The sequence below is a fragment of the Mycobacterium paraintracellulare genome, from assembly GCF_000276825.1.
GTDB classification, from domain to species: Bacteria; Actinomycetota; Actinomycetes; order Mycobacteriales; family Mycobacteriaceae; genus Mycobacterium; species Mycobacterium intracellulare.
Window position 1 is genome coordinate 5,431,088 of sequence record NC_016948.1, and the last position, 26,075, is coordinate 5,457,162.

Annotated in this window: 25 protein-coding genes; 12 read left to right on the forward strand and 13 right to left on the reverse strand. The window is 68.4% G+C overall.

What is annotated here, in order from left to right; translation table 11 throughout:
• The first annotated feature begins 64 nt into the window (after positions 1-64).
• The 3 genes from OCQ_RS25270 to fadD1 all read left to right on the forward strand — a co-directional run bounded on the left by OCQ_RS25270 (position 65) and on the right by fadD1 (position 3,449).
• The gene (locus tag OCQ_RS25270; protein ID WP_014386112.1) at positions 65-895 is read left to right on the forward strand and encodes an alpha/beta fold hydrolase; all 831 of its coding nucleotides are present in this window, start codon (positions 65-67) and stop codon (positions 893-895) included.
• A 75-nt stretch (positions 896-970) separates the two neighbouring features.
• Complete coding sequence (locus OCQ_RS25275; RefSeq protein WP_014386113.1) at positions 971-1,732, forward strand: SDR family NAD(P)-dependent oxidoreductase; 762 nt, start codon at positions 971-973, stop codon at positions 1,730-1,732.
• 85 nt (positions 1,733-1,817) lie between these two features.
• On the forward strand, positions 1,818-3,449 hold the full coding sequence (fadD1, locus tag OCQ_RS25280) for a fatty-acid--CoA ligase FadD1 (RefSeq protein WP_014386114.1): 1,632 nt from the start codon (positions 1,818-1,820) through the stop codon (positions 3,447-3,449).
• On the opposite strand, the gene OCQ_RS25285 is transcribed toward fadD1, so the two are convergent.
• Genes OCQ_RS25285 through OCQ_RS25310 form a run of 6 tightly spaced genes read right to left on the reverse strand, consistent with a single transcriptional unit; the run spans position 3,391 to position 9,693 of the window.
• Positions 3,391-4,038, reverse strand: coding sequence for a MarR family transcriptional regulator (locus OCQ_RS25285; protein ID WP_008262381.1), 648 nt, complete (start codon positions 4,036-4,038; stop codon positions 3,391-3,393). The genes fadD1 and OCQ_RS25285 overlap by 59 nt on opposite strands.
• Positions 4,035-4,469: a Zn-ribbon domain-containing OB-fold protein gene (locus OCQ_RS25290; protein WP_014712579.1), complete on the reverse strand. Its 435-nt coding sequence runs from the start codon at positions 4,467-4,469 to the stop codon at positions 4,035-4,037. The genes OCQ_RS25285 and OCQ_RS25290 overlap by 4 nt, the downstream gene beginning before the upstream one ends.
• A complete protein-coding gene (locus OCQ_RS25295) occupies positions 4,466-5,626 on the reverse strand; it encodes a thiolase family protein (protein WP_008262386.1) in 1,161 nt (386 codons plus the stop codon). Before OCQ_RS25295 ends, OCQ_RS25290 begins: the two co-directional genes overlap by 4 nt.
• A gap of 26 nt (positions 5,627-5,652) precedes the next feature.
• Positions 5,653-5,985 carry a hypothetical protein gene (locus OCQ_RS25300; RefSeq protein ID WP_014386116.1) on the reverse strand — a complete coding sequence of 111 codons (333 nt, stop codon included), beginning with the start codon at positions 5,983-5,985 and terminating at the stop codon, positions 5,653-5,655.
• Between the two features lies 1 nt (position 5,986).
• The gene (locus OCQ_RS25305) at positions 5,987-8,341 is read right to left on the reverse strand and encodes a CaiB/BaiF CoA-transferase family protein (RefSeq protein WP_014386117.1); all 2,355 of its coding nucleotides are present in this window, start codon (positions 8,339-8,341) and stop codon (positions 5,987-5,989) included.
• Positions 8,342-8,343: 2 nt separating this feature from the next.
• Entirely contained in the window at positions 8,344-9,693 is a 1,350-nt protein-coding gene (locus OCQ_RS25310) for an amidohydrolase family protein (RefSeq protein WP_041785330.1), read from the reverse strand.
• 291 nt (positions 9,694-9,984) lie between these two features.
• Between OCQ_RS25310 and OCQ_RS25315 the strand changes: the two genes are divergently transcribed.
• Entirely contained in the window at positions 9,985-10,962 is a 978-nt protein-coding gene (locus OCQ_RS25315) for a LacI family DNA-binding transcriptional regulator (RefSeq protein WP_038538275.1), read from the forward strand.
• Between the two features lie 3 nt (positions 10,963-10,965).
• Here OCQ_RS25315 and OCQ_RS25320 read toward each other — a convergent pair whose 3' ends face one another.
• The 3 genes from OCQ_RS25320 to OCQ_RS25330 are packed head-to-tail and all read right to left on the reverse strand — an operon-like array spanning position 10,966 to position 14,828.
• Positions 10,966-11,379: a Zn-ribbon domain-containing OB-fold protein gene (locus tag OCQ_RS25320; protein WP_009953149.1), complete on the reverse strand. Its 414-nt coding sequence runs from the start codon at positions 11,377-11,379 to the stop codon at positions 10,966-10,968.
• Positions 11,380-11,385: 6 nt separating this feature from the next.
• On the reverse strand, positions 11,386-12,594 hold the full coding sequence (locus OCQ_RS25325; RefSeq protein WP_014386120.1) for a thiolase family protein: 1,209 nt from the start codon (positions 12,592-12,594) through the stop codon (positions 11,386-11,388).
• An 8-nt stretch (positions 12,595-12,602) separates the two neighbouring features.
• Positions 12,603-14,828, reverse strand: a complete 2,226-nt coding sequence (locus OCQ_RS25330; RefSeq protein ID WP_014386121.1) for an acyl-CoA dehydrogenase — start codon at positions 14,826-14,828, stop codon at positions 12,603-12,605.
• Between the two features lie 157 nt (positions 14,829-14,985).
• Here OCQ_RS25330 and OCQ_RS25335 point away from each other — a divergent pair, with 157 nt between their 5' ends.
• Positions 14,986-15,582, forward strand: coding sequence for a TetR/AcrR family transcriptional regulator (locus OCQ_RS25335; RefSeq protein WP_009953146.1), 597 nt, complete (start codon positions 14,986-14,988; stop codon positions 15,580-15,582).
• On the opposite strand, the gene OCQ_RS25340 is transcribed toward OCQ_RS25335, so the two are convergent.
• Positions 15,569-16,207, reverse strand: a complete 639-nt coding sequence (locus OCQ_RS25340) for a TetR family transcriptional regulator (protein WP_020188385.1) — start codon at positions 16,205-16,207, stop codon at positions 15,569-15,571. The genes OCQ_RS25335 and OCQ_RS25340 overlap by 14 nt on opposite strands.
• 62 nt (positions 16,208-16,269) lie before the next feature.
• Between OCQ_RS25340 and OCQ_RS25345 the strand changes: the two genes are divergently transcribed.
• From OCQ_RS25345 to OCQ_RS25355, 3 genes are all read left to right on the forward strand, one after another.
• Positions 16,270-17,364 (forward strand): DUF1214 domain-containing protein, encoded by a 1,095-nt coding sequence (locus OCQ_RS25345; protein ID WP_014381533.1) that lies wholly within the window; start codon positions 16,270-16,272, stop codon positions 17,362-17,364.
• Positions 17,364-18,536: a sulfotransferase family protein gene (locus tag OCQ_RS25350; RefSeq protein ID WP_026071102.1), complete on the forward strand. Its 1,173-nt coding sequence runs from the start codon at positions 17,364-17,366 to the stop codon at positions 18,534-18,536. Before OCQ_RS25345 ends, OCQ_RS25350 begins: the two co-directional genes overlap by 1 nt.
• An 81-nt stretch (positions 18,537-18,617) precedes the next feature.
• The gene (locus OCQ_RS25355; RefSeq protein ID WP_026071101.1) at positions 18,618-19,697 is read left to right on the forward strand and encodes a DUF190 domain-containing protein; all 1,080 of its coding nucleotides are present in this window, start codon (positions 18,618-18,620) and stop codon (positions 19,695-19,697) included.
• Between the two features lie 27 nt (positions 19,698-19,724).
• Here OCQ_RS25355 and OCQ_RS25360 read toward each other — a convergent pair whose 3' ends face one another.
• Positions 19,725-20,618, reverse strand: a complete 894-nt coding sequence (locus tag OCQ_RS25360) for a fructose bisphosphate aldolase (RefSeq protein ID WP_009953137.1) — start codon at positions 20,616-20,618, stop codon at positions 19,725-19,727.
• A gap of 348 nt (positions 20,619-20,966) precedes the next feature.
• Here OCQ_RS25360 and OCQ_RS25365 point away from each other — a divergent pair, with 348 nt between their 5' ends.
• The gene (locus OCQ_RS25365) at positions 20,967-21,344 is read left to right on the forward strand and encodes an STAS domain-containing protein (RefSeq protein WP_014386122.1); all 378 of its coding nucleotides are present in this window, start codon (positions 20,967-20,969) and stop codon (positions 21,342-21,344) included.
• A gap of 60 nt (positions 21,345-21,404) precedes the next feature.
• On the forward strand, positions 21,405-21,848 hold the full coding sequence (locus OCQ_RS25370; protein ID WP_014386123.1) for an ATP-binding protein: 444 nt from the start codon (positions 21,405-21,407) through the stop codon (positions 21,846-21,848).
• Positions 21,849-21,852: 4 nt separating this feature from the next.
• On the opposite strand, the gene OCQ_RS25375 is transcribed toward OCQ_RS25370, so the two are convergent.
• Both OCQ_RS25375 and OCQ_RS25380 read right to left on the reverse strand, forming a co-directional pair.
• Positions 21,853-22,932, reverse strand: coding sequence for a phosphotransferase family protein (locus OCQ_RS25375; RefSeq protein ID WP_014386124.1), 1,080 nt, complete (start codon positions 22,930-22,932; stop codon positions 21,853-21,855).
• Positions 22,929-24,065: a DUF7064 domain-containing protein gene (locus OCQ_RS25380; protein ID WP_179960110.1), complete on the reverse strand. Its 1,137-nt coding sequence runs from the start codon at positions 24,063-24,065 to the stop codon at positions 22,929-22,931. Before OCQ_RS25380 ends, OCQ_RS25375 begins: the two co-directional genes overlap by 4 nt.
• A gap of 121 nt (positions 24,066-24,186) precedes the next feature.
• Between OCQ_RS25380 and OCQ_RS25385 the strand changes: the two genes are divergently transcribed.
• A complete protein-coding gene (locus tag OCQ_RS25385; protein WP_014386126.1) occupies positions 24,187-24,807 on the forward strand; it encodes a TetR/AcrR family transcriptional regulator in 621 nt (206 codons plus the stop codon).
• Positions 24,808-24,909: 102 nt separating this feature from the next.
• Entirely contained in the window at positions 24,910-26,046 is a 1,137-nt protein-coding gene (locus OCQ_RS25390; protein WP_179960094.1) for a phosphotransferase, read from the forward strand.
• The last annotated feature ends 29 nt before the right edge of the window (positions 26,047-26,075 follow it).

The following is a 26,075-nucleotide window of genomic DNA, read 5'->3' on the forward strand; positions in this document are numbered from 1 at the left end:
CCTGTTGGTAACTTACGAACAGACAGCCTGTTTGTAAGTGTATCTCTGACGTAGGAGTCCTCATATGTCGACGATCGACATTAGTGCCGGAACCATCCATTACGAAGCAACCGGACCCGAGAACGGCAGGCCCGTGGTCTTCGTGCACGGTTACATGATGGGCGGCCAACTGTGGCGCCAGGTCAGCGAACGGCTGGCCGCCCGCGGATTGCGGTGCATCGCCCCGACCTGGCCGCTGGGCGCACACCCCGAGCCGCTGCGCCGCGGCGCCGATCGCACCATCACCGGCGTGGCGGCCATGGTCGCCGAGGCACTCGCCGCGCTCAACCTCGAGGACGTGGTGCTGGTCGGCAACGACACCGGCGGCGTCGTCACCCAGTTGGTCGCCGTGCACCACCGCGAGCGGCTGGGTGCGCTGGTGCTCACGAGTTGCGATGCGTTCGAACACTTTCCACCGCCGATCCTCAAACCGGTGATCCTGGCGGCCAAGTCGAAGACGACGTTCCGGGCCGTCGCCCAGGCCATGCGGGTGCCCACGGTGCGCAAGCGCGCGTTCGACGGCCTGGCGCACCGCAACATCGACGACCTCACCGAGCTCTGGGTGCGCCCGGCGCAGTCGCTGCCGGCGGTCGCCGAGGACCTGCGCCAGTTCACCCTTTCCATGCGCCCCGAGGTGACGACGACGGTGGCGGCCAGGCTGTACGACTTCGACAAGCCGACGCTCGTCGCATGGTCGGCCGACGACGTGTTCTTCGAGCAGGAGGACGGCGCCCGGCTGGCGGCGACCATCCCCAACGCCCGCCTCGAGGTGATCGCCGGGGCGCGGACGTTCTCCATGGTCGACCAGCCGGACCGCCTGGCCGATCTGCTGTCGACGGTCGCGGTGCGCGCGTAACGCGTTCTGCTTCGCGGTCGTAACGCCACGGCGGAGATCCGAGCGGGATTTCGCCATGGCGTTACGCTCGCGGGCATGGAACATGTCCTGCAAGGCCGGCGGATCCTGGTGACCGGCGCCGCCACCGGCATCGGCGCCGCCGCGGTAGGGGTCCTGATCGAGGCGGGCGCCGAGGTGGCCGCGACCTATCACCGGACGCCGCCGCCGGAAGGCCTCGCCGCCAAGTGGTTTCAGTGCGACGCGCGTGATCCCGACGGCGTCTCGGCGACGGTCACGGACGCGGCGCACCACCTGGGCGGGCTCGACGTGCTGGTGAACGCCGCGGGGCTCTGGCAGGCCGGCATCCCCGGCTATATCGGCGCCGACGACATCTCGTTCCTGTTGGACACCAACGTCAAGGCAACCATCCTCACCAACCAGGCCGCCTACGCCGTCATGAGGGACCAGGACCCCAAGGGCGGACGGATCATCAACTTCGGCTCGTCGGAAGCCGTTATGGGCAGCCCGATCTCGGCCGTCTACGCCGCGACCAAGGGCGCGGTGCAGGCGTGGACGCGGTCGGCCGCCAAGGCCTGGGCCGCCGACAACGTCACCGTCAACGCCCTGGCTCCCGCCGTGCAGACGCCGGGTGCCGACCGGCTGCGCGACTTTCTCGGCCCCGACGCCGCCGCCCTGATCGATCAGCAGATGAAGATGATGATCCCGCTGGGCGGGACGCTGGGGGACCCCACCCGCGACCTCGGGCCGATGTTGGTGTTTCTGGCCGGTTCCGGCTCGGGCTTCATCACAGGGCAACTGCTGGCGGTGGACGGCGGCCTGATGATGGTGGGTGGCTAGGCGGCACGCCGCCCGCCGCCGGCCGCTACTATAAGACGGACCGTCTCGTCTCGTAGGGTAGGCAGAGTGAGGGTGAATCGGACCGATGGCTGACGACACGATTCAAGCGCTGCTGCGCAAGCGCCTATCCGATTCATCGATCGCGGTGAAATACGGTGATGCGCAATGGAGTTGGCGTCAGTATCTGGAGGGCTCGACGGCGCGGGCCGCGGCCCTGCTGGCCGCCGCCGATCCGTCCCGGCCGGTGCACGTCGGCGCCCTGCTGGGCAACACCCCCGAGATGCTGAGCCAGATGGCGGCGGCCGGGCTCGGCGGCTACGTGCTGTGCGGCCTGAACACCACCCGCCGTGGCGAGGCGCTGGCCGCCGACATCCGCCGCGCGGACTGCCAGTTCGTGGTGACCGACGCCGAGCACCGCCCGCTGCTGGACGGCCTGGACCTGGCGGACACGCGCGTCCTCGACACCTCGACGCCGCAGTGGGCCGAGCTCATCGACTCCGCCGGCGAGCTCACTCCGCATCGGCAGGTCACCGCGATGGACGCCTTCATGATGATCTTCACGTCGGGAACGAGCGGAAATCCCAAGGCGGTGCAGGTATCTCACTTCATGGCCACGGTCGCCGGGCTCAGCCTGGCCGAGCGATTCACCCTCACCGACCAGGACACCTGTTACGTGTCGATGCCGCTGTTTCATTCCAACGCGGTGGTCGCGGGATGGGCGCCGGCGGTGTGCTCGGGTGCCGCGATCGTGCCGGCGAAGTTCTCGGCGAGCAACTTCCTCGACGACATCCGCCGCCACGGCGCCACCTACATGAACTACGTCGGCAAGCCGCTGGCCTACATCCTGGCCACCGCCGAACGCGACGACGACGCCGACAATCCGCTGCGGGTGGCGTTCGGCAACGAGGCCAACGACAAGGACATCGAGGAGTTCGCGCGCCGGTTCGGTGTGCAGGTCGAGGACGGCTTCGGGTCGACCGAGAACGCCGTCATCGTGATCCGCGAACCCGGCACGCCCAAGGGCTCCATCGGGCGGGGCGCCGACGGGGTGGCCATCTACCACAGCGATACCGTCACCGAATGCGCGGTCGCCCGGTTCGACGCCGACGGGGCACTCGTCAACGCCGACGAAGCGGTGGGCGAGCTGGTGAACACGGCCGGCTCGGGTTTCTTCACCGGCTACTACAACGATCCGGACGCCAACGCCGAGCGCATGCGCCACGGCATGTACTGGTCCGGAGACCTCGCCTACCGCGACTCCGACGGCTGGATCTACCTGGCCGGCCGCACCGCCGACTGGATGCGGGTCGACGGCGAGAACCTGGCCGCCGCGCCCATCGAGCGGATCCTGTTGCGCCACAGCGCGATCAACCGGGTCGCGGTCTACGCCGTCGCGGACGGCCATGTCGGCGATCAAGTGATGGCAGCCGTCGTGCTCAACGACGGCCACACGCTGGCGCCCGACGAATTCGAAGCGTTCCTCGACGCCCAGCCCGACCTGTCCCCCAAGGCGCGCCCACGCTACGTCCGCATCGCCGCCGACCTGCCCAGCACCGCCACCCACAAGGTGCTCAAGCGCCAGTTGATCGCCCAGGGAACCGCGATCGGGCAGGGAGAAGTGTTGTGGGAGCGCGAATCCCGCGGGACAGCCTATGCGGTCACGGGCTCCGGGGCTCCCTACGGCGGATCTGCCCCTTCGACCGTCGCACCCGTTTGACCGGATCGCGGGTGGTGCCGGCGGCGATCTCGTCGCGCAGCTGGGTGATGTTGGAGATCTCCGCGTACAGCCCGCGGATCGCGTAGTCCAAAACGGCGAAGGAGTAGCGCTGTTCGGGGTCGTCGGTGATGCCGAGCTCGCGGGAACGCTGCCGCGACCACAGCGCCTCGTCGAGGCGGGCCCGGGTCGCGTCGAGATGGCGGTCCAGGGTGTCCAGGACGTGTTCGGGGTCCTCGCCGCGGGCCAGCCAGGTTTTGAGGATGACGGGGTGTTTGATGACCACTTGGTCCTGCCCCGGGAAGTGCTGCACCCAGCGGCGCAGCGCGTCGAGCCCGGCCTCGGTGGTCTCGTACAGGGTGATGGCGCGCTTGCCGGACTGGGCGCCGGTCTCGCTGACCATTCCCCGGGCCAGCAGCCTGGTCAGTTCGCGCCGCACGTGGCTGACCGACGGGGACCAGTAGAAGTGGCCGACGGACAGTTCGGCGCGCATCTTGATCTCGCCGGCGGTGAGTTGCTCGTCGTTGGCCGCCAGCACGCCCAGGACCAGGTAGGCGGTGACCGGAAGTCCGTTGCTGGTACGGGGACTCACGAACTGTCGGTTCCTTCCGCGGTGAAGTACGGAAGCGTCACGCCGGGACCGACGTCGTGGAATCGCACCCGCACGCGCAGGCCGACCTCGATGTCCTCCGGCGGCACACCGACGACGTTGGTCAGCATCTGATAGCCCTCGTCGAGCGTGACGATCGCCGGCGCATACGGCGGTTCGAACTCGGGTGTCACCGGCCGATAAACCACCGTCCAGCTGTAGATCTCGCCGCGACCGCTGCCCTCCCGCCAGTCGACGACCTGCGAAAGGCATTGGCGGCAATGCTCGGTCGGGGGAAAGTTCGCCAGGCCACACCCCGCGCAACGCTGATAACGCAGCTGCCGCGACCGGCAGCCCTCCCAGAACGGCACGCTGACCTGGCTGCTCGCGTGCGGGACGGGGCCGGTTTGGGGTCGCAATGGATCAGAGGTCACCGTGGCTCGTCTCCCAAAATCAGTACCGTCGTGAACAACGCCCCCGCTCCCCCGTTGCTACACAACGCGATATGCGCATCGGGGACTTGAAGATCGCCGGCCTGGCCGCGCAACTGCTGAACCGCTCGGATGGCGCGCTGCATCATCTGCGGGTTGGAGCCCGCGTGGCTGAACGACATGGTCCCCCCGTCGGTGGTGATCGGATGGCTGCCGTCGATGGCGATGTGGCCATCGGCGACGAACGGCCCGCCCTCGCCGTCGCCGCAGAAGCCGAATGCCTCGAGCTGGCGGATGATTTCGAAGGAGAACGGGTCGTAGAGTTCCAGCACGTCGACGTCTTCGCGGCGCAGCCCGGCGTGGGTGAATGCGCACTCGGCCGCGCGCCGGCCCACCACACCGTTCACGTGATCGCCGCGCCGCCCGGCCAGGTCGTACGCCGGTGGGTGCTGGTAGGAGGGACCGTGAAAGTCCGCGCCGCTGCCCAGGACGTAGATGGGTTGACTCTTGACGTCGATGGCGTCGACGTTGGCCACGACGAGCGCGCACCCGCCTTCGGACGTGGTCGCGCAGTCCAGGAGATGGAACGGGTCCGCGATGGGGCGCGACGCGGTGATGTCCTCCGGCGCGAACGGGCCCCGCTGGTAGTAGACGGCTTCTGGGTTGCGCGAACCGTTGTTGCGGATGGTCGCGGCGACGAGCGAGAGTTGTTCGCGCGTGGTGCCGTAGACGTGCATGTGGCGCCGGGCGATGAGCGCGAATTCGGCGGTGGTGAACATGCCCCAGGGCGCGACGAATTCGTTTTCGGGCCGGGTCCACGGCGCGGTGGCCTCGTGGTCGCGGTATTCGCCGGCCTGCGCCGCGACCAGCACCACCACGTCCGCCATGCCGTGCTCGATCGCGGTGACCGCCTCGGTGATCATGCCGACCCCGAAGGCCAGGCCCTGCCAGGCCGGGCCGATCCGCAGGTCGTAGATCAACGAGGTCGACTGCGGGCTCGCGCTGATGCCGTCGACGTCGTCGAGGGTCAGCCCGGCATCGTCGAGCGCGCCTAGGATCGCCTTGATCGCCAGGCCGCGCGACGTTTCGCCGTCCAACCGACGTCCCTGCCGGGTGTTGTGCACCCCGACGATCGCCGCGGTGCGCCTCGTCGCGCTCACCGATGTTCCATTCCCGTTACCGCCGTTCAGTTTTCGTCCGCGACGACACCCAGGTAGGTGCCCCTGACCTCGTATCGTCTCCCGTCGCGGGTGATGGTGCCGATGATGGTGCCGGGCGCGGGGCTGTGATCGGTGCCGGCCACTGCCACGACGTCGATCCGCACGTCCACCGGTCGCGCCGTCTGCGGGTCGGTGATCTCGACGACCATCGCCACCGCGTGTTCGTCCTCGTCCCATTCCACGCTGGTGATGCGGTGGCGGGCGGTCAGCTCCATCACCACGGAATCCCGGCGCACCAAGAAGCGCACCGGCGCGCACAGCTCCCCGGCGCGGGGCGGCACGCACAGGCTGACCGCCATGTCACAGGCCCGCCGGCCGGTCGCTGATGGTGCCCGAGCGCCGCAGGTCGGCCAGGTCCGCTTCGCTGTGCCCGAGAATGTCGGTGAGTACCTCTTGGGTGTGCTGCCCGTAGAGCGGTGGCACCCGCCGGATCCAGCGCCTCGGCCGGTCGAGGAATGCGAAAGGCATTCCGGTGCACAGGAAAGAACCGGCGACGGGATGGTCGACCGTCTCCCAGAAGCCGCGTGCGTGCAGGTGCGGGTCGGTCAGCAGCGCCGCGGCGGGGGTGACGCGCGCGGCGGCCACGCCGGCGGCGCGCAGCGCGTCGACCGCTTCGGTCACCGAGCGCGTGGCGGCCCAGGCGCAGATCAATTTGTCGATGTCGTCGGCCCGTTCGTCCCACGCGGTGTCGTGTAGATCCGGCTGGTCGAGCAGTCCGGCCAGCGACGCCCGGGCGGCGGTGTCCAGCGCGGCGAGCGCGACCCATTCGTCGTCGCCGCGGCAGCGGTACACGCCCTGGGGGGATGCGCCGGGGCCGCGGTTCCCATTGCGCCGCAGGGCGATTCCGTTGCGCGAGTACTCGACCAGCATTTCGGCGGCCACGTTGAGCGCCGCCTCGACCATGGTCGATTCGACCTGCATGCCGGCACCCTCGCGGTCGCGGATCGCCAGTGCGGCCACGGCGGCGAAGGCGGCGTGCAGGCCGGCGATCGGGTCGCACACTCCGCGCGGAATCACGGGCGGACCGTCGGCGTGGCCGGTCATCCACGCCATGCCGGTCGCCTGCTCCATCGTCTGCGCGAAGCCGACGCGGTCGCGCCACGGGCCATCGAGGCCGAAGGCGGGCATCCGCACCATGATGGCGTGTGGGTTGGCGGCGCGGACCGCGTCCCATTCCAGGCCGAAGTTCGCCATCACCCGGGGCGAGAAGTTCTCGATGAGCAGATCGCTGGCGGCGATGAGTTCCAGCGCGACGGATCGCCCGGCATCGGTGCCCAGATCGACGCTGACCCCGCGCTTGTTGTTGTTGCTGCACAAGAAGACCGGGCCCCACTCCCACCATTGATCCCAGTCGGGCGGGCGGCCCGCGGAGAACCGCATGCCGTCGGGCCGCCGGACGCCCTCGACCTTGATCACGTCGGCGCCCAGGGCGCCGAGCAGTTGCGTGGCGACCGGGCCGGCCCAGAACGCGGTGAAATCGGTGATCCGCACGTCGGACAGCGGAAGCACGTCGGACAGCGGAAGCGCGTCGGCCTCGTCGGTGCGGGGCGATTGGGGTCGCGGCGGCCAGTGCAGCCGTGCGTTGTCGGCGCCGAGCGCCGGGGGCTGCCTGGGCGGCCTGGTCGCCATAGCCTCGCTGCGATACGGCACCCGCGGCGCCAGCACCCCGTCCCGCGATTCGACGAACACGCCGCGTTCCACGAAGTGGTCCAGTTTGGGCAGCATCTCGGGAGACGCTATGGGGGCGACCGGAATCCGGAAGGCCACGGCGACGTCGACGATCTCCTGGGTGGTGCGGCTTCTGGTCCAGGCGGTGACCATGTCCAGGAACTCGTCGCGGCGCGCGACCCGTCCGGCGAAGGACGCCAGCTCGGCGTCGCCGACGAGATCGGCGCGGTCGATCATCACCAGGAAGTCCTGGAACTGCTGCGCGGTGATGGTGCAGAAGCCGACCATGCCGTCGGCGGTGGGAACGATCGACGGCAGCTCCAAACTGCGTTCGTGTAGCAGCGAATCGGGGCCCAGCACGCTCGCCGACATCGCCGACAGGCCGCCCATGGCGATCACCATGGCCTCGTACGTCGAGACGTCGATGACCCGGCCGCGGCCGCTTCGGGCGGCGTGCCGCGCCGTGGCCGCGGCGGCCGCCGCGGCGAACGTGCCCGCCAGCCATTCCCCGAGCCGCCCGCCGGCTTGCACCGGTTCGTCGTCCGGCCAGCCCCGCCCGGCGATCGATCCGCACAGTGCCTGCAGGATGAATTCGTTGGCCGCGACCTGGTTTTCGGCGTAGGGCCCGGTGGTGCCGAACGGTGTCACGGCCACCACCACCGCCGACGCGGCGCTGAGCGCGGTGATGCCGTCGAGCGTCCATCCGTCGGTCAGGTCGGTGAGCACGAGGTCGGCGCCGGCCAGCAGCGACGCGACCTCTGCCTGGCCGCGGTTGATCACCGACTTCTTGCCCGCGGCCAGATATCCGAACAGCGCCCCCGGTGGCCCGCCCGCCGCCGACCAGGCGCGCAGCGAATCGCCCTGCGGGGATTCGATTTTCACCACCTCGGCCCCGGCGTCGGCGAACATCTTCCCGCAGTAGGACACCGCCAGTCCGTTGCACAACTCCAGCACGCGCCAACCCGCGAACGGCGCCGCACCCGCCACGTTCAGTTACCCAGGGTGGTGGCGCGTCCGGCGATGCCGGCCGCCTCGGCCGTCACGGGCGCGGCCGCTCCGGCCTGCAGGGCGAACTGTGTCATCCGGGTCCACGCGTCCCGGTCACGCTGGCTGGCTCGGCGGCCGACGTGGGTGACGACGTCGACATCGGTGGCCTGCGCGCGCAGCCGGCCGGCCCTCGCCTGTTCCTTCGGGATGTGTTGGAACGGGTCGAATGAGTACGCGGCCATGGCGTTTTCGTGGGTGATCTTGTCGATGACCCGGTCGTCGAGGTGGCCCATGGTGGCGATGATGTCCTCCGGCGCGAACGGCCAGTTGCTGTCGGAGTGCGGGAAGTCGGACTCCCAGCACAGCATGTCCTCGTTGAACCACTCCATGTTGTGGACGCCGACCTTGTCACTGATGAAGCAGGTGTAGAAATGCCGCTTGAACACATCGGTGGGACCACTGTAGCCGGGCGGGAACGTCGCCAGTGTCCACCCCGAGTGACGGTTGTACACATGCTCGGCGCGCCAGAGGAAGTACGGTATCCAGCCGACGTCGCCCTCGGTGAGCGAGAACTTCAGTTGCGGGAAGTCCGCCCAGAACTCCGCCCAAATCAGTTCGGTGAAGGTGAACATGCTCATCATCGACGACGCCGTCATCTGCACGCTGGGCGGCGCGTCGGTCGACACCTGCGGGGAGCGGGAGGCGGAGCCGACGTGCGTGCACAGCACCGTCTTGTTCTCGCAGGCGGCCTCGAACAGCGGATACCAGTACTTGGTGTGAATGCTGGGCATCTGCAACGCTTCCGGATTCTCCGAGAACGTCACGGCGTGACAACCCTTGTCGGCCAGGCGTTTGACTTCCTTGGCGGCCTCGGCCACATCGAACAGCGGCAGGATGCCGCACGGGATGAACCGGCCCGGGTACGCCCCGCACCATTCGTCGACGTGCCAGTCGTTGTAGGCCTTGATCATCACCAGGTTGACCTCGCGGTCGGGGCCCTGGTTGAGGACCTGGCCGGAGAATCCGGTGAAGTTCGGAAAGTTCAACCCCGCCAGCTGCCCGCCGGCGTTCATGTCGCGGACCCGCTCATCGACGTTGAAGCAGCCCGGCCGCATCTCGTCGTAGCGCGCGGCGTCGATGTTGTACATCTCGCGGGGCTTGCCGGCCACGGCGTTCAGGCCCATGTTTCGGCCGCGCACCTCGCCGTAGTACCACTGCTGGACGCCGTCGGGTTCGAGGACCACCCGCGGGGCGCGGTCCTTGTACTTGGCGGGAACGTGGGCGTCGAACATGTCGGCCGGCTCGGCGATGTGATCATCCACGCTGATCAGGATCAGATCGTCCTTGTTCATGCCGCGCTCCTCGGTCAATTTATAGTGACTAGTAGATAATGGCGCCGATCACAGTGTCAACGACGCGCGGTGCGTTGGACATAGCGCGCCCCTCTCGCGTCTTCCGCTGCATCGCAACGAGACAAGGCGCTGCCGGGCTTCGCGTCCTGTTCCCGGCGGCTCGGGTACGAGGTTCCCGGCGCATGTGGACTAATAGTCCACGTGATGCGGCTCCACCACACGACATCCTGCGGTGCCGGTGGGTCTCGCATGCCACCATGGGGCATGACCGGGCCCGGAAGGTGACGGAAGTTGAGCAGCAATAAGGCGGCGCGTCCGACCACCGCGGACGTGGCCCGGTTGGCCAGCGTGTCAACCGCCACGGTCAGCTACGTGCTGAACAACGCGCAGGGCCGGCGGATCTCCCCCGAAACCCGCGATGCCGTCTACCGCGCCGCCAAACTCCTCGGTTATCGGCCCAACCTCGCCGCCCGCAACCTCGCGCGCGGCAAAAGCGGTGTGGTGCTCTACGTGGTGCCGCACGTGGCCGTGGGCGAGATGCCGATGCAGGCGGGCAGCCGCATGACCACGGCGCTGGCCCGCCAGGGTCTGCTTCAGGTCCAGGTTTTCGAGACCGACGACGATCATCATGTCGTCGATGCGATCGAGAACCTGGACCCGGTCGCGATCACCAGCCTGTTCCCGCTGAGCGCGGCCGCCCGCGAGGCGGTGGCCAAGGCCGGCATCCCGCACATCGAGATCGGGACACTGCCCGCACTCAACAACCCGCATCTTTCGGTCGGCGAGATGCGAGTCGAGCACCTCGTCGAGCGCGGCCATCGGCGAATCGCCTTCGCGTACACCGGGGTTGACCGCTGGAGGCCGCTGGGCGACTACTGGTTCGAAGGCGTGTCGCGGGCCGCGCAGGCGCGCGACCTGCCACCCGTGCGAGTCGACCAGGTCACCCTGGACAACGCCGCCGACGTGGTCACCGGATGGGTGGGCGACGGGGTCACCGCCGTCTGCGCCCAAAGCGACGAGATCGCCTGCCTCGTCCTCTACGGCATCCATCGGGCGCGGCTGCGCTGTCCGAGCGACCTCGCGGTGATGGGTGTCGACGCGAGTCCCATGGGCATGGTCAGCACCCCACCGCTGACCACCGTTCAGTTCGACCCCTGCGCGGTCGCCGACGCCGCCCTCGCCGCCGTCTTCGAGCGGCTGGGGCAACCCGCCCCGCCCTCCCCCGAGCTGACGGACATCGCCCACCTGGTGGTGCGGGCGTCGACGTGAGCATCAGTCGGCTGGCTCGTAACGCAGGAGCGTGACGTCGTGTTCCGGGTAGTCGCAGAACACCGGCTTCACCCGCATCCCCACCCGCAGGCGGGCCGGGTCGACATTGACCATTTCGGTGGAAAACCTTGGGCCCTCGTCCCATTCGACGATGGCGAGTAGCTGGGGCACGGCATCGGCGAAGTGCGGGCTGACCGGCCGGTGGGCCACGGTGTAGGAGTACAGCGTGCCCATCCCGGAGATCTCGCGCCATTCCAGGTCGTCGGCCAGGGTGCGCGGCGCGCGCACCCGCGGATAGAACACATACGCCTGCAGTGACGGCGAATACTGGATGACGATGCGGTGCTGCGCGAGCGCGTCCCAAAACGGCGCGCTGGTAGGGGTTTTGACGGGCATCGGCCGCTCGAAGGTGGTCATCGGTGATCAGTCTCCCTCGAGGATGAGCGTGGTCTGCTCGGACAGGATCCCGCCATTGCCGGACACGAAGGCGCGGTGGCAGTCGGCGACCTGCGCCGCCCCGGCGCGGCCCATGATCTGGCGGGTGGCGTCGCAGACGTGGTGCATGCCGCCGGCCAGACCCGCCTGGCCGAAGCCTAATTGGCCGCCGGCGGTGTTGAGCGGGAAGTCGCCGCGGAACGTGAGGTCGTGGCCGGCGACGAACTCCATCCCCTTGCCCTTCTCGCAGAATCCGGCGTCTTCGAGGGAGAGCAGCACGGTGATGGTGTAGCAGTCGTAGATCGAAACCATGTCCATCTCCTCCCGGGTCAGGTCCGTCATGGCGAAGGCCGTGTCGGCGGCGGCGGCGATCGGGGTCTGCAGCAGGTCCTGGGCGTAGGTCGGCGTCTTGAACGGCACGTGCTCGCCAAATCCCTTGACCCACACCGGCCGATTGCGGGAGCGCCTGGCGACGTCGGCGTTCGCGACCACGACGGCGGCGCCCCCCACACACGGCATCACGATCTCCAGCATGTGCAGCGGGTCGGCGATGACCGGGCTGGCCAGGACGTCATCGACGGTCAGCGGCTTGTCCTTCCAAATCGCGCCCTCGGTGTGGTTGGCGTTGGTGCGCTGGTCGACGACGATCTTGGCCATCGCCCGCTCGTCGTAGCCGTAGATCGCCGCGTAGCGTTGGGCGACCTGGCCATACGGTCCGTTCTGGCCGAGATTTCCGTAGGGGATCTCGAATTCGGCCTGGGGAGAGCCGTATTGGTTGCTCGACGACCCGAAATACAATGCGTCGCCGAGCGATCTGGGTTTCTTCGGCGACATCGGGGTGATGTACCGGGCGGGCAGCGCGCACAAGACGGCGTCGCAGATGCCGAGTTCGACGGCTGCGGCGGCCCGCCACACCATGGCCGCGGCGCTGGCGCCACCCAGGTCCACGTGTTCGGCGAACCTCGCCCCCACTCCGAGGTATTCGGCGATGGTGGAGGGGATGAAGATCTCCGACTCGGCCAGATGTGACGCCACGATGCCGTCGACAACCTCGAAGGGCAGTCCCGCATCGGCGAGCGCGGCGGCGCCGAGTTCGGCCCATTGCTCGATGACGAAGGGGGCGGGCGACGCCTTGGTCATTCGTTCGGGTGGCAGTTCGACGTACCCGACGATCGCGGCCTCGCCACGTAAACCCATGAGCTGTCCTACTTTCGGGGTAGTCCGAGGATCATCTGCGCGATGATGTTGAGCTGGATCTCCCTGGTTCCCCCGCCGATCAGCTCGGCCGGCAGATGCAGATAGGGCTCCACGACCGCGGTGTCGGGGTCGTCGACCATCGCGACCTGCCCGGTGAGCTGCAGCGTGGCCTGGAAGGTGCGCCGCAGCAGCACATTCATCGCGACCTTGGCGATGCTGGACGCCGGGCCGGAGGCCTGACCGTCGAGCAGCCGAATGGTTTCGCGCACCCCGAGTGCCCTGATCGCGTTGGTGTAGGCGTCGAGCTCGCCGAGCTCACGCAACGCGTCGTCACGGTCCGGTCCGGGTTGAGCGGCGAGCCGGCGCAGCGCGACGGCCCGGTCGAACTTGACGTATCCGCTGATGGCCGAACGCTCTTCGGCCATCGTCGCGATCGCCAGGCTCCAACCATCGGTGGGGCCACCCAGCAGCATCTCGTCGGGAATGAACACGTCGTTGAGGAACACCTCGTTGAAATGCGCCTGCCCGGTCGCCGTCTTTATCGGCTGGATCTCCACCCCGGGGGAACGCATATCGAGGATGAAATAGCCGATGCCGCGGTGCTTACTGGCTTCGGGGTCGGTGCGCGCAAGGAGCGCACCCAGGTCGGCGTATTGGGCCAACGACGTCCAGATCTTGTGGCCGTTGATCCGCCAGCCGCCATCGACCTTGGTCGCGCGGGTGGTCAGCGACGCGAGGTCGGAGCCGGCTCCCGGTTCGCTGAACAGCTGACACCACAGGATGTCGCCGCGTTGGGTCGCCGGGATCAGCCGCTCCTGCAAGTCTTTTGGCGCGGCGGCCAACACCGAGGGCAGGATCCATTCGGCGATGTTCAGCGAGGGCCGAACCAGGCCGGGTCGCTTGGCGAACTCCTCGTCGATGATGAGCTGTTTCAACGGATCCGCATCGACGCCCCACGGCGCCGGCCAGTGCGGCGCCATGAGGCCGGCGTCGGCGATCAGCGTGCGTTGCGGCCCGGTGGCGAGGTGCTCATAGTCGCCGTGCGGCGCGGGTTTGTCGTTGCGCAACTGCAGGGCCGCATCGAGCGTCTCGGCCACCCAGGAACGGAATTCGGGCTCGGCGTCGCCGAGGTTCACCGACATGTCGCGCGTCTGGGTGCAGGTGAGCTCCCCCAGCCGCCGCGCCCAGCGGTTCGCCGGGCCGATGGATCCCGCCAGGCTGATGGCCCGCCGCCAGTACAGGTGCACGTCGTGCTCCCAGGTGAAACCGATGGCGCCGAGCATCGTCAACGCGTCGAGCACCAGGTCCGGGGCGGGCGAGATCGCGATCACGGCCGCCCCGGCGGCGGCCATCCTGTGCTGATCGAGTGATTCGTCGACGGCGCGCACCGCGTCCCAGGCCGCCGCGGTGGCCAATTCGCTGTTGACCAACAGCATTGCCGCGCTGTGTTGCAACGCCTGGAACGTGCCGATCACCTTGCCGAATTGTTCGCGGCTGCGCAGGTGGGCGGTAACGGCCTGCAGGCACCACTGGACGATGCCGGCCGTCGTAGCGGCGACGAGACCCAACAGCACACAGCGCGCGCGTGCCGCGTCGATCCCGGTGAGTGCCTCGTCGTCCGTCGCCGTGTAGTCGTCCAGACGCATGATCCCGGCATCGGCGACGAGGTCGGTGCCGCGGACGGGTTCGACTGTCACCGCGCGCTTTTGGGTGTCGACCGGCACCCAGACGACGTCGCCTTCCCGGGTCGGCGCGCCGACCAGGATGATCCGCGCCGCGCACACGCCCGGTGTTATCTCCGACGCCCCGTTGAGAGACCACCGCCCGTCCACGGCCCAGGCGTGCAGATCCCCGTCGCCCGGAAGCACGACGGCAGCGGTGACGCCGGCCGCGAGGTCACGCACCAGTGATTGCGCGCTCGGTGTCGGATCGGCCAGCAAGGCGACCGCACCCGCGGCCACCGTCGGCAGCAGCGGGCCGGGCAACAGCGACTTGCCCGCCGCCTCCAGCACGCACGCGGCGTCGATCAGCCGTCCGCCCTGGCCGCCGAGGTCCTCCGGCAGGTGCACGGCATGAAACCCGTTGCCGACCAGCGCATCCCACCATCCGGGTGGGCGGCCTGCCGAGAGCTCGTCGAAGCTGCCGCGTGTCGTGGCGATGGGGGCATTGCGGGCAGCGAACTGCCCGACGGCGTCGCAGAGCTCCTGTTGTTCCGGGCTCAGCCCCAGGGTCATGCGGGCGGCCGCATAGTGACTGACGATGGCCGCACTGATTGCTACCCTTTCGGCTCCGGATGCGAGTCTGACAAGACGGACCGTCTCGTCTTGTGGCAGACTACCGGGGGTAGTCAGGATATGTAAAGCGGGCCAGCGCCGCAGTGAGGACCACCAGATGCCAAGCGATCTCACCGAGGTGGGCACGCCGGCGAACACGCCCCGGCGTCGCAGCGAGAAGTCCCGCACGGCGATCGTCACGGCGACGCGCGAACTGCTCCTCGAGCGCGGGTTCGACGGCCTGTCCATCGAGGCCGTCGCCGCCCGGGCCGGCGTGGGCAAGCAGACCATCTACCGGTGGTGGCCCACCCGTCCCGCGCTGGTCGCCGACGTCATGCTGGAAGACGCCGACACGCTGCTGGCGTCGGTCAACCACAGCGGCGATCTGGCTGCCGATCTGGTGAGGTGGGTCGGCAAGCTGTTCGCCAGCCTGACGACACCGCGCGGTTCGGCCATGCTGCGCACCCTGACCGTCGCCTGCATGGAACACGAGGACACCGCCGTCAAGTTGCGCGCGGGATTCAGTGCGCCGCTGCACGATAGCGTGCGGGCCCGGTTGCTCGCCGACGGCATCGACGAGGCGGTCGCCGAATCGGCCGCGGACGCCATCGTCGGCGGCGTGGTGTATCCGATCCTGTCCGGCGCGCAGCCCTACTCCCGACGGCGGGCGGAACGGACCACCCGGCTCATCGTGGACGCACTCACCCGGGGCTGACCGCCGCCGCGCGGTCGACCGAGATTGCGGCCAGCCCCCGGCTCACCCGGTCGGGCAACGAGCCGCCGTGGCTCAGCCAGTCGTCGAGGGCGATGCGCACCGCCGCCATCGCCAGCGCGCCGATCAGGCGCGGCCGCGGATCGTGCTCGGCCGGCCCGGCCATCCGCGGCGCGACGAGCTCGGCGATCGCCACCTCGTAGCGCACATAGACGTGCAGCGTCCACGCATCCAGCGTCTCGGATGACCTTGTCAGTGTGGCTAATTCGCGGACCTGGTTCTCGATCTCGGCGAAGTCGCGGGCGAGTTCGCCGAACGCGCCGATGACCGCCTCCATCGCGCCGAGCTCCGGAGGCTGGGCCGCGAGGGCGGCGGTGATCCGGTCGAGCCAGTGGCCATTCATGCCCTCGGCCACGGCGTCTTCCTTGGAGTTGAAGTACCGGAAGAAGGTCGCGCGGCCGATGTCGGCGGCGTCGGCGATGAGGTCCACGGTCGCCCCCGCCAGACCGCGACTGGCGACCAGGCGGGCGGCGGCGGTGGCGATGCGCTGACGCATGGCCGCTCGCTTCCGTTCGGCCAGCGACGTCACGGCCTCCGAAGCCGGCACCGAGGCGGACGTTGCAGACATGCCCCCACCCTGTTCTCCCAAATCGCCACCAAGAGCCTAAGACATAGTCTTAGCATGAGACGATGTCTCAGACTGGTGTTCCGTCCGTCCAGGCCGCCCCGAAGGCCCGCGCCGCGCTGGAGTTCTTCCAGCAGATGCTCACCGACGTCAGCAAGATCGTGGCCGAGGACGCCGAGTCCGAACGCGAACTCGCCGAAGGGTTGCGGGTGGTGGCGCGGGTGTCCTCGCTGTGCGCGCAAATGTCGGTCGAGGCCGACCCGGAACGGCCGTCGTTCTTCGATATGTGTTCGGACAACCGGATGGTGGGCGGCCCCAACCCCGACGGCAACTACTACCTGGCCATGATCCGCGGGGATCGCCGCTACCGGATCACCGGCTCCCGCGGCACCAGCGCCTACCTCGGCTTTCAGATCCTGGCCGGCACCGGGCTGACCCCGCGGCGGATGGCGGGCTACGTCAGCGACACCGACCTGAAGCTGGACTCGGGCGACTTCACGCTCGTCCTGTCCGCCGACGAACCGCCCGACCTGGCCGGCGCGCAGTGGGTGAAGATCCCGGCCGACGCGTCGTCGGTGGTCGTGCGGGAGTACATCGGTGACCGGACCGCCGAGAAACTCGCCGCGCTGCGCATCGAAGCGCTGGACCCGGGCCCGCTGACGGCGCTGACCGACGACGAACTCGCCGATCAGTTCACCGCGATGGCGTGGTCCCTGATGAAGCTCACGACCCTGCACCGCACCATCAAGCCCGAACTCCTGGAAGCCCCGAACACCTTGCTGACGGCCCAGGCCGCCGATCTGGGCGCGGCCGACACCACGCCCGACAACCTCTACATGATGGGAACCTTCCGGCTCGAGCCCGGCCAGGCCCTCGTACTCGACATCGCACCACCCGACACGCGGTACTGGAACGTCACCCTGGAAAGCATCTGGCACGAATGCCTGGAGCCGCGCCGCCGGCACAGTTCGGTGACCAACCGCGGTGTGCGACCCGGCGCCGACGGCCGCGTGCGAATCGCGGTCTCCGACGAGGATTTTGGGCTCGGTCATTGGCTCGACACCGGCGGCCGGCAGCGCGGGTTCATCGTCCTGCGCTGGCTGGACAACCCGAGCCCACCCGACGTGACGGTGTCGGTGCACCAGGGACGGCAGCGGTGATGACGCTGCAGGACCGGTTCGCCCCCGAACGGCTGATCGCCGCCGCCTGCGAGGAAGTCGGCAGCGACGACTTCGGCGCCGAGGGCTGGCGTCCCGGGCTGCACCGCGTCACCGACGGGTTGATCAACGATGCGCGGCTATCGGATATCGGCGTCGAGATCGCTCACCTCGACCTCATGCGCGCCCTGAAGAACCGGCTCGGCGTAATCGCTTGGCGCAAGCAACATCCCGAGGTCGCCGAGCAGAAGATCACCGCGCCGATATTCATCGTCGGCCAGCCACGCACCGGCACCACGATCCTCTACGACCTGCTCGCCCAGGATCCCGAGCTGCGCGCCCCACTGACCTGGGAGGTCGACGAGCCCTGCCCCGTCCCGCAGCCCGAGACCTATCACGACGATCCGCGTATCGCCCAGATTCAGGCCAGCATCGACATGTCCGAACAGATCATGCCGGGCTTCTTGGCTTTTCATCCGATGGGCGCCCTGGTCGGGCAGGAATGCGTGCGCATCACCGCGGCCGAGTTCGTCAGCATGATCTTCTCGGTGCAGTATCGGCTGCCGGGCTATTACCGCTGGCTGCTGTATGAAGCCGACCACGCGGGGGCGTATCGCTTCCATCGAATCTTCCTGCAGCACTTGCAGTCCGGTGTGCCCGGCCAGTGGTTGCTGAAGTCGCCCGCGCACCTGTGGCAGCTGGACGCGTTGCTGGCCGAATACCCGGACGCGCTGATCGTGCAGACACACCGCGATCCGGTCAACGTCATCTCGTCGATCGCCGCGCTCACCCATCACCTGCGCCGGATGTGCAGCGACGAATCCGGCATCACCGAGTGTGCGGCCCAGTCCTACGAGGAGATCGTCGTCGGCCTGGACCGGGAGATGGCGTTGCGCGACAGCGGCGCCGTGCCCGCGGGGCGCGTCATCGACGTGCGGTTCGCCGATTTCATGACCGACCCGTGGACCACGATCAAAGACATCTACCGGCGGCTGGACCGCGAGCTGCGGCCCGACACCGAGCAGAAGATGCGCGAGTTCCTCGCCTCCCATCCCTCCGACGGTGGGCACGGCCGTTACACCTGGTCGGACACGGGGCTCGATGCCGGTGAGGTCCGCGAGCGGGTGACCGCGTATCAGGACCGCTACGGGGTACCGGCCGAACCGCTGCGGTGAGGCGTCCGGACGGCATCGAACGCGCCTGCGGCGCATAGCCTCTCCGAGCGGTAGGCTCGCCGCAAGGCGATGGGAGCGGCGGTGGATGAAGATTGTCTGAAGCTCACCACCTATCTGGCGGAGCGCCGGCGGTCCGGCGGCGGCTTTGTCTCCGATGTGCTGCTCGGCCTTTATGAGCGGCACCGCATCGCTGCCGGCGTGGCGCTGCGCGGCATCAGCGGCTTCGGCACGATGCGCCATTTTCGTACTGATCAGTCGTTGACGCTGTCCGAAGATCCGCCCGTCGTGATCGTCGCGGTCGACACCAGAACGAAGATCGAGGCACTGCTCGACCCCGTGCTGACGATCAAACAACGCGGCCTGGTCACCCTGGAGCGTGCGCGGCTCCTGCACGAGGACATCGGATCCCCGCAGCTGCCCGAGGACCTGCACGACGCCGTCAAATTGACGATCTACGTCGGCCGCAAGCAACGCGTCAACGGGACGCCGGCCTACATCGCGCTCTGCGACTTGATGCACCGGCGCGGGCTGGCCGGCGCCACGGTGCTGTTGGGCGTGGACGGTGTCGCGCACGGAGAACGCCAGCGCGCCAACTTCTTTGGCCGCAACGCTGACGTTCCGATGATGATCGTCGTCGTCGGCTCCGGCGAGCGCATCGCCCGCGTGTTGCCCGAACTCGCCGGGCTGCTGCGCACGCCGTTGTTCACCCTCGAACGGGTCCGAGTCTGCAAGCGCGACGGACAGTTTTTGGAAAGACCGCACGCCCTGCCCGGAACGGACGAACACGGCTTGCCACTGTGGCAGAAGCTGACGATCTTTACCTCCGAGTCGGCGCAGCGCGGCGGCGCGCCGATTCACCGCGCGATCGTCCAGCGGCTGCGCCAGGCCGGGACCGCGGACGGCGCCACCGTCCTGCGTGGCGTGTGGGGGTTTCACGGCGATCACCCGCCCCACGGCGACAAGCTGCTCTCGCTGACTCGCCGGGTACCCGTGGTGACCATCGTGATCGACACCCCGGCCAACGTCGCCGAATCCTTCGCTGTCATCGACGAATTGACGAGCGAGGAGGGACTGGTCACCAGTGAAATGGTGCCCGCGTTGGTGTCCGACGAAGGCGACAGCGGGCAGGGGCCGCCGCGCATGGCCCGGCACCGCTATTAGCGGCGATCGCGAGCGCGGCGCAACAGGTCAGCCGGCGACCGAGGCGTCGTAGATCGACTGGATCGCCTTGTCCAGCGTGGTGTTGAACTGCTCGTCGGTCTGGTCGACCGAAAGCCCCTCGGTGAGCGCGCGGCTGAAGCTGGCGATCAGGCCGGTGTTCTTGGCGAGCAGCTCGTTGGCCTCCTCGCGCGAGTAGCCGCCGGAGAGGGCCACCACCCGCATGACCTTCGGGTGTTCGATCAGCGGACGGTAGTAGTTGGCCTCGGTGGGCAGGCTCAGCTTGAGCATCACGCGCTGCCCGTCGGGCACGCTGTCGAGCTGCTTGGTGATCTCGTCGCGCAGGATGCGCTCGGCCTCGGCCTTGTCCGAGATCGAGATGGTGACCTCGGGCTCGATGATCGGCACCAGACCGTGCGCGAGCACCTGACGGGCGACCTCGAACTGCTGGGCGACCACGGCGGCGATGCCCTCGGCGTTGGCCCCGCCGATCACCGACCGCTCCTTGGTGCCGAACACGCCCTTGCCCACGGCCCGCTCCAGCAGCTCGTCAAGCCCCGGCATGGGCTTCATCAGCTGGACGTCGTTCGACGCGTCCGCCAGCCCCTTGTCGATCTTGAGGATCGGCACCACGCCCTTGGTCTCCCAGAGGTAGGTGGTCGACGGCTTGCCCTCGATCTCCCGGTCCATGGTCTGTTCGAACAGGATCGCCGCCAGCACCCGGTCACCGGTGAACGACGGGGCGGTGATGATCCGCGAACGCATCTCGTGGATGAGGTCGAACATCTCCTTGTCGGAGGAGTACGCGCTGTCCTCGATGCCGTACAGGCGCAGCGCCTTCGGCGTCGAGCCGCCGCTCTGGTCGAGCGCAGCGATGAATCCCTTGCCCGACGTCATCCGGTCCGCTTGCTGCTGGTTCGACATTGAACTCTTCACTCCCTCGTAATGGGCGCACCCGGCCGGGGAGGCCACGCACGCTCAAGCCTGAATCGTGCCGATCATATTCGGCCAGCCCCGACCGGAAGAGACAGGCCGTCGCGGGACCGCCGGGCGGCGGGAATCGTGCAGCATTTTGAGGCGGGATTGGTGCGTGTCCTACCATTGACCAAACACTTGTAGCTGTATCTGCACTGAGCGGCGCAGATCGACCGGGGTGGATCTCCCGCGTAGGCAAGCGTTCCCCGAGGGGTTGAATCAGCAGCCCCCGGATATGGCAGTGGCTGTACCAGAGCTAGCGGTGTCCCGCACGGGACCGAATGTGAGTGATAGACCATGGGCGAACAATCCGGCGATGTCGTCGACCCAACCGCTTTTGAAGTGGGCAAACACCAGGTAGATCAGGCGGTCGTGCTGACCGTCTCGGGTGAAGTGGACATGCTCAGCTCGCCGCAGCTGGCCGACGCCATCCAGACCGCGTTGGCCACCAAGCCCGCGGCGCTGATCGTCGACCTGTCGAAGGTCGGTTTCTTGGCCTCGGCCGGGATGACCGTGCTGGTGACCGCGCAGGCCGAGGTCGAACCGCCGACGAAGTTCGCGGTCGTCGCCAACGGCTCGGCCACGAGCAGGCCGATCAAGCTGATGGGGATCGACAGCGTGCTCGCGCTGTACAGCAGCCTGGACGGCGCGCTGAGCGGTGTCGCCGGGGAATGAGCCTCGGCGCGAGTGCGAACACACCTGGGGGCGATGGGTCGGTTCGGTCGGCCACATAACGTGTCGAACCTCGATGACCGCACTCTTTTCGTCCGAACGGGCGTGGCGGCCGACGCAGGCAGCGCCGCCCGGACCCGCGCCGAGTTCGGCGCCTGGTTGAACCGGTATTTCTCACTGTGCGCCGATCGCTTCAGCGACCTGCTCCTCGCGGTGAACGAAGCGATCGCCAATGCCGCGGAGTTCGCGTACGTCGGCGCGACGCAGCGAGGGACCGTGGATGTGCGGGCGGCCTACGACGCCGGCTCCGACACCCTCGCCGTGACCGTCGACGACCGCGGCCGTTGGCGGCAGCAGGTGCCGGCACAGCGCAACGCGCAGATGCGTGGCCGCGGCATCCCGTTGATGGAGGCGCTCGCCGACGAGGCGGCCATCGAGTGCACACCGCGGGGCACCCGTGTCACCTTGATCTGGACCGGCCTGACCCGGTCGGCCTGCACCGCCTGAACGCCTATCCGGCCAGCACCTGCGCGATGCGGTCTTCGCGCGGCAGCACCGGCCCGTCGTCGAGGGGTTCGTCGATTCCGAGGTCGGTGAGCCCGGCTTTGGTCAGCAGCGAGGTGCCGTAGGCGGCGAGCACGAGTTTTTGATCGTCGCTGTGGCCGTCCTCGACGAGCATCGCGCCGATGAGGCAGATGACGGCCATCTTGTAGGCGTTGAACGCCCGGTACCAGGGCCGGTTGGCAACGCTGATCCCGCTGGCCGATTCGTAATGCGCCAGCAGGGCATCGATGGACAGGGCCGCGGGGTGGCTGTTGATCCCTACCGGCTGCATCCACAGCATCTCCAGCCAGCCGATGTCGGTAAGCGGGTCACCGACGGTCGTCATCTCCCAATCGAAGACGGCACTCACCTCGCCGGCGGTGAAGGCGAAGTTTCCCGGCTTCGCGTCGCCGTGCACCAGCGAAACCGTGGGGCACGGGTCCGGCTTGCCGGCGAGCAGGGCCCCATGAAGGCGCTCCAGGGCGGGCAGGCGGTCGCGCTTGACCCGGTTCATCTCCGCGGCCCAGTGGTCCAGTTCGCGCTCCAGGTGGTCGGCGCCGTCGTCCAGGGTGGCCAGCCCGGTCCGGGTGAGGTCGACCGTATGGATGGCGGCAAGTTGTTCGACGAGGCTCTGGCACATCCGAACCACCGTGTGGTCGGCCGCACCGGTGGGTGGCTCCATTTCGTACACGTCGCCGGCGACGTGTTCCATCACGAAGAACGGCCGGCCGAGGACCTCGCCGGTCGGTTCGAGCCACAGCGCCGCCGGGACGCGGACCGGCGTGCCGGCCAGGGCGCGCAGGATGGCGAACTGGCGCGCGAGGTCGTAGGGCTCCAGCAGAGCGGGTGGTCTGGGCCGCAGCCGCAACACCACGTCGCGGCGGTCGTGGCGGCCGGCGCGCCGGGTGACGACGCTGAGCGTCATCATCTCCGCCGAGTGCCCGAAGCTCACCCGGTCGATGCCCTCGAGGCGGACGTCGTCGGCGTCGGGCACCTGGGTGCGCACCCAGTCGGTCAACCGCCGTTCCCGATCGGCGTCCAGGGTCATCGCCGCACCCCGTCGCTGTCCTCCTGTAAGCGATCGACCGGGGTCTTGTCCTGGGTGAAGGCGGACATGTCCATCGCGGTCCAGTTGGGGTAGCGGGCATAGCCCTGCCCGCCCATCAGCAATTCAAAGATGCCCCAACCGGTCTCGCCGCCCCGCTCGAATCGCATCAGCTGGTCGAGCGCCATCGATTTGCTCTCGGTCTCGGACAGCTGGTCGGGATCGCTGCTGTCCCAGGCGAAATGAATGAAGTAGGCGCCCCCACCCAAGTCTTCGTATTGGCAGTGTGCCATCGGCAGGCCGTAGTAGGCGTTGACTTGCTGGTGGGGTGCCTCGGCGATCACGCGATGGGCCTGGCCGTCTTCGTCGGTGAACACGAGTATCGCGCGGGCGGGTCGCTTGCGGTCGCCGTCGAATTCGACATCGTGCTCGATCTTGACGAATCGTTTCGACGGCCTCCCATCCGCGTAGGTGATGCCGCCGTCGACGTAATTGACTGTGCCGTCGGACGATTCGATGATCCACGCTTCGATCGCGTGGTCGTCGAACCCGGCGTCGAGCCACAACCAGAAGTCGATCTTGTCCGAGACCCGCACGCCGAAGGTGCGGTCGCGGCCGCCGTGGAAGCCGTCGACGCTGACGCGTTCCCCATCGATCGTCACCCAGCCGCTCCATCGCCCGGGTTCTTTCATGTGGTACATGTCGGCGAGCAACTCGCCGTTTTTGCCACGCACCTTCATGGGCAACAGCTCCCACATCGGCGCGGTGGGTTCGTAGTAGAGCTCCCACTCGATCCCGGAGTTGTTGGGCTCGACGTCCAGCCGCCACTTCTTCAGCGGCTCGACGCAGGTCCAGCGCATCGGTCCGGCGCTCAGGTCGCCGCGGTCGTCGCCGGTGACGGGCCGCCCGGACAGCAGGTCCCAGTGCCGGCCGTCGGCGAGGCTGACCTTGACGTAGCCCAGCCCGGTGCCGGTGTTCGGGTTGTTGCCGTAGCCGCTGGCCAGCAGCAAGGTGCCGTCCGGCGACGCGGCGAAGAAATAGCAGCGATCCGACCACGTCGGATCGGCGTTGTGCACCTGGTCGAACGTGCTCGGGAGCTGGTGGGTGAACGACTCGTCGGCGGCGGAATACGCCATCATTCGGCCTTTCTGGCGGGGTTCGTCGTTGCGCCGCAAGGCGTTTCGGCGAAGGACTGCGTCCGGGATGAATTGGCATCCGATACCGAAGCAGCACAACGCATCCCGTAACATCGCCGCCATGGAACCGAGCCGGCGGTGGGGCGACGACCGCGCGATCCTCGACGACGAGGAGGCCCGTAGACGGATCCTGGCTGCCGCCGGGCGCTGCATCGTCCGGCGCGGCAACACCCAGTTCCGCATGGGCGAAGTCGCCGACGAGGCCGGGGTGTCGCGCTCGACGGTGTACCGCTACTTTCCCGGTCGCGACGACGTCCTGCTGGGATTGATGCTGGCGCGGATTGACACCGCGCTCGGCGAGTTGGTGCGCTCGCTGCCCGCACCCGACGACCCCGTTCGGTCGGTGCCCGAGATGGTGCTGGCAAGGGTGGAATCCGTGGACGGCAACCCGCTGAACGAAGCGCTGTTCGCGGCCGAGAGCACCGCGGTGGCCTCGGCGCTCGAGAAGGGTTCCGAACCGATTGTCGAACTGCTGTTGCGGCATTACGGGCCGTTGCTCGACCGTTGGAAGGCGGCCGGGCTGCTCTACCCGGACGTCGATTTCCGCTCGATCGTGCAGTGGCTGCACGCAGCGACCCTTTTCCTGCTGGCGCCCTCGTGGCGCTACCGCCCCGCGGCCGACAAACGCGAATTCGTCGAACAGCTCGTGGTGAGGGCCCTGGTTCCACAGATCAGACAATAATCGTATATTGTCTGATGTCCAGACGTTCGATTGGTTTTCTCCGACGGCGTCGGTGTCGCTGGCGCAGCACCGGCGTCGGGTTGAGAGCCGGGATGGATGGACATGAAAAACCCTGTGGGACAAGCCTTCTCCTTCGTCGGCCTGGCCGCGCACCTGGGCCGGGGCGCGGGCCGGGTGGCGACCGACGCGCTGGTGGGCGGCCGGTTCGGCTTGCCTCGGTCGGCCGACGAGATCGATCCCGCGGTCCTGTCCCGCGTCATGGGAACCACCGTCCGGTCGGTGCGCGTGCTGAGCAGGGACGCGGGCACGTCCTCGCGCGCGCGGCTGGTGCTGACCGGCAAGAACGTCCCGGAGTCGGTGTTCGTCAAGGTCGCGGCGCAGACCGCTGCCACCCGCCTGATGGGTGAGCTCGGCCGGCTCGGGCACACCGAGGTGCGTTTCTACCGGCAGCTCGCGCCGCAGGTCATCGGCGTTCCCTACTGCTACGGCGCGGCCTTCGACCCGTGGACGGGCCGGTACCTGCTGGTGCTGGAGGATCTCCCGGCAGAGTCGTGCGAGTTCCCCGACACCTTGCACCCGCTCTCGACCGACCAGGCCGGCCTCATCGTCGAACTGCTGGCCGAACTGCACGCCACGTTCTGGGACCGGCTGCCGCGCGACGGGCGTGGGCCGCTGGGCTGGCTGTACACGCCGTCCGGCGACGTGACGTCGTTGTTGACCGGCTCGCTGATGCACACCTCGATCAAGCGCCTTGCCGAGCGGACCACGATCCCGGTCGAGAAGGCGGCGTTCATCGCCGACAACTACCGCGACGTGGCCGCGCTCATCGACACTCCCCCGCACACCGTCATGCACGGCGACGCCCATCCCGGCAACATGTACTTCCACGGCGGCAAGGCCGGGCTGCTGGACTGGCAGGCGGTGCGACGCGGGCACCCCAGCCGCGAGCTCGCCTACACCCTGATCACCAGCCTGACCCCGGAGGACCGGCGGGCCAGCCAACGCGAGCTGCTCGACGACTACCGGCGGGCGCTGGTGGCGGCGGGAGGCCCCGAGCTGGACCGCGACGACCTGTGGCTGCGGTTCCGCCAGGGCGCGCTGTACGCCTATGTCGCCCCGCTGATCACCACCGGGATGGGCGGCATGCAGGTCGAAGACATCGCCATGGAAGGCCTGCGCCGGGGCGTCGCCGCGCTCGACGATCTGGAAACCGTCGCCGCGCTGAAGAGTTCTTTGTAGGGCTTGCGAATTCGGCCGAAGCTATTGCC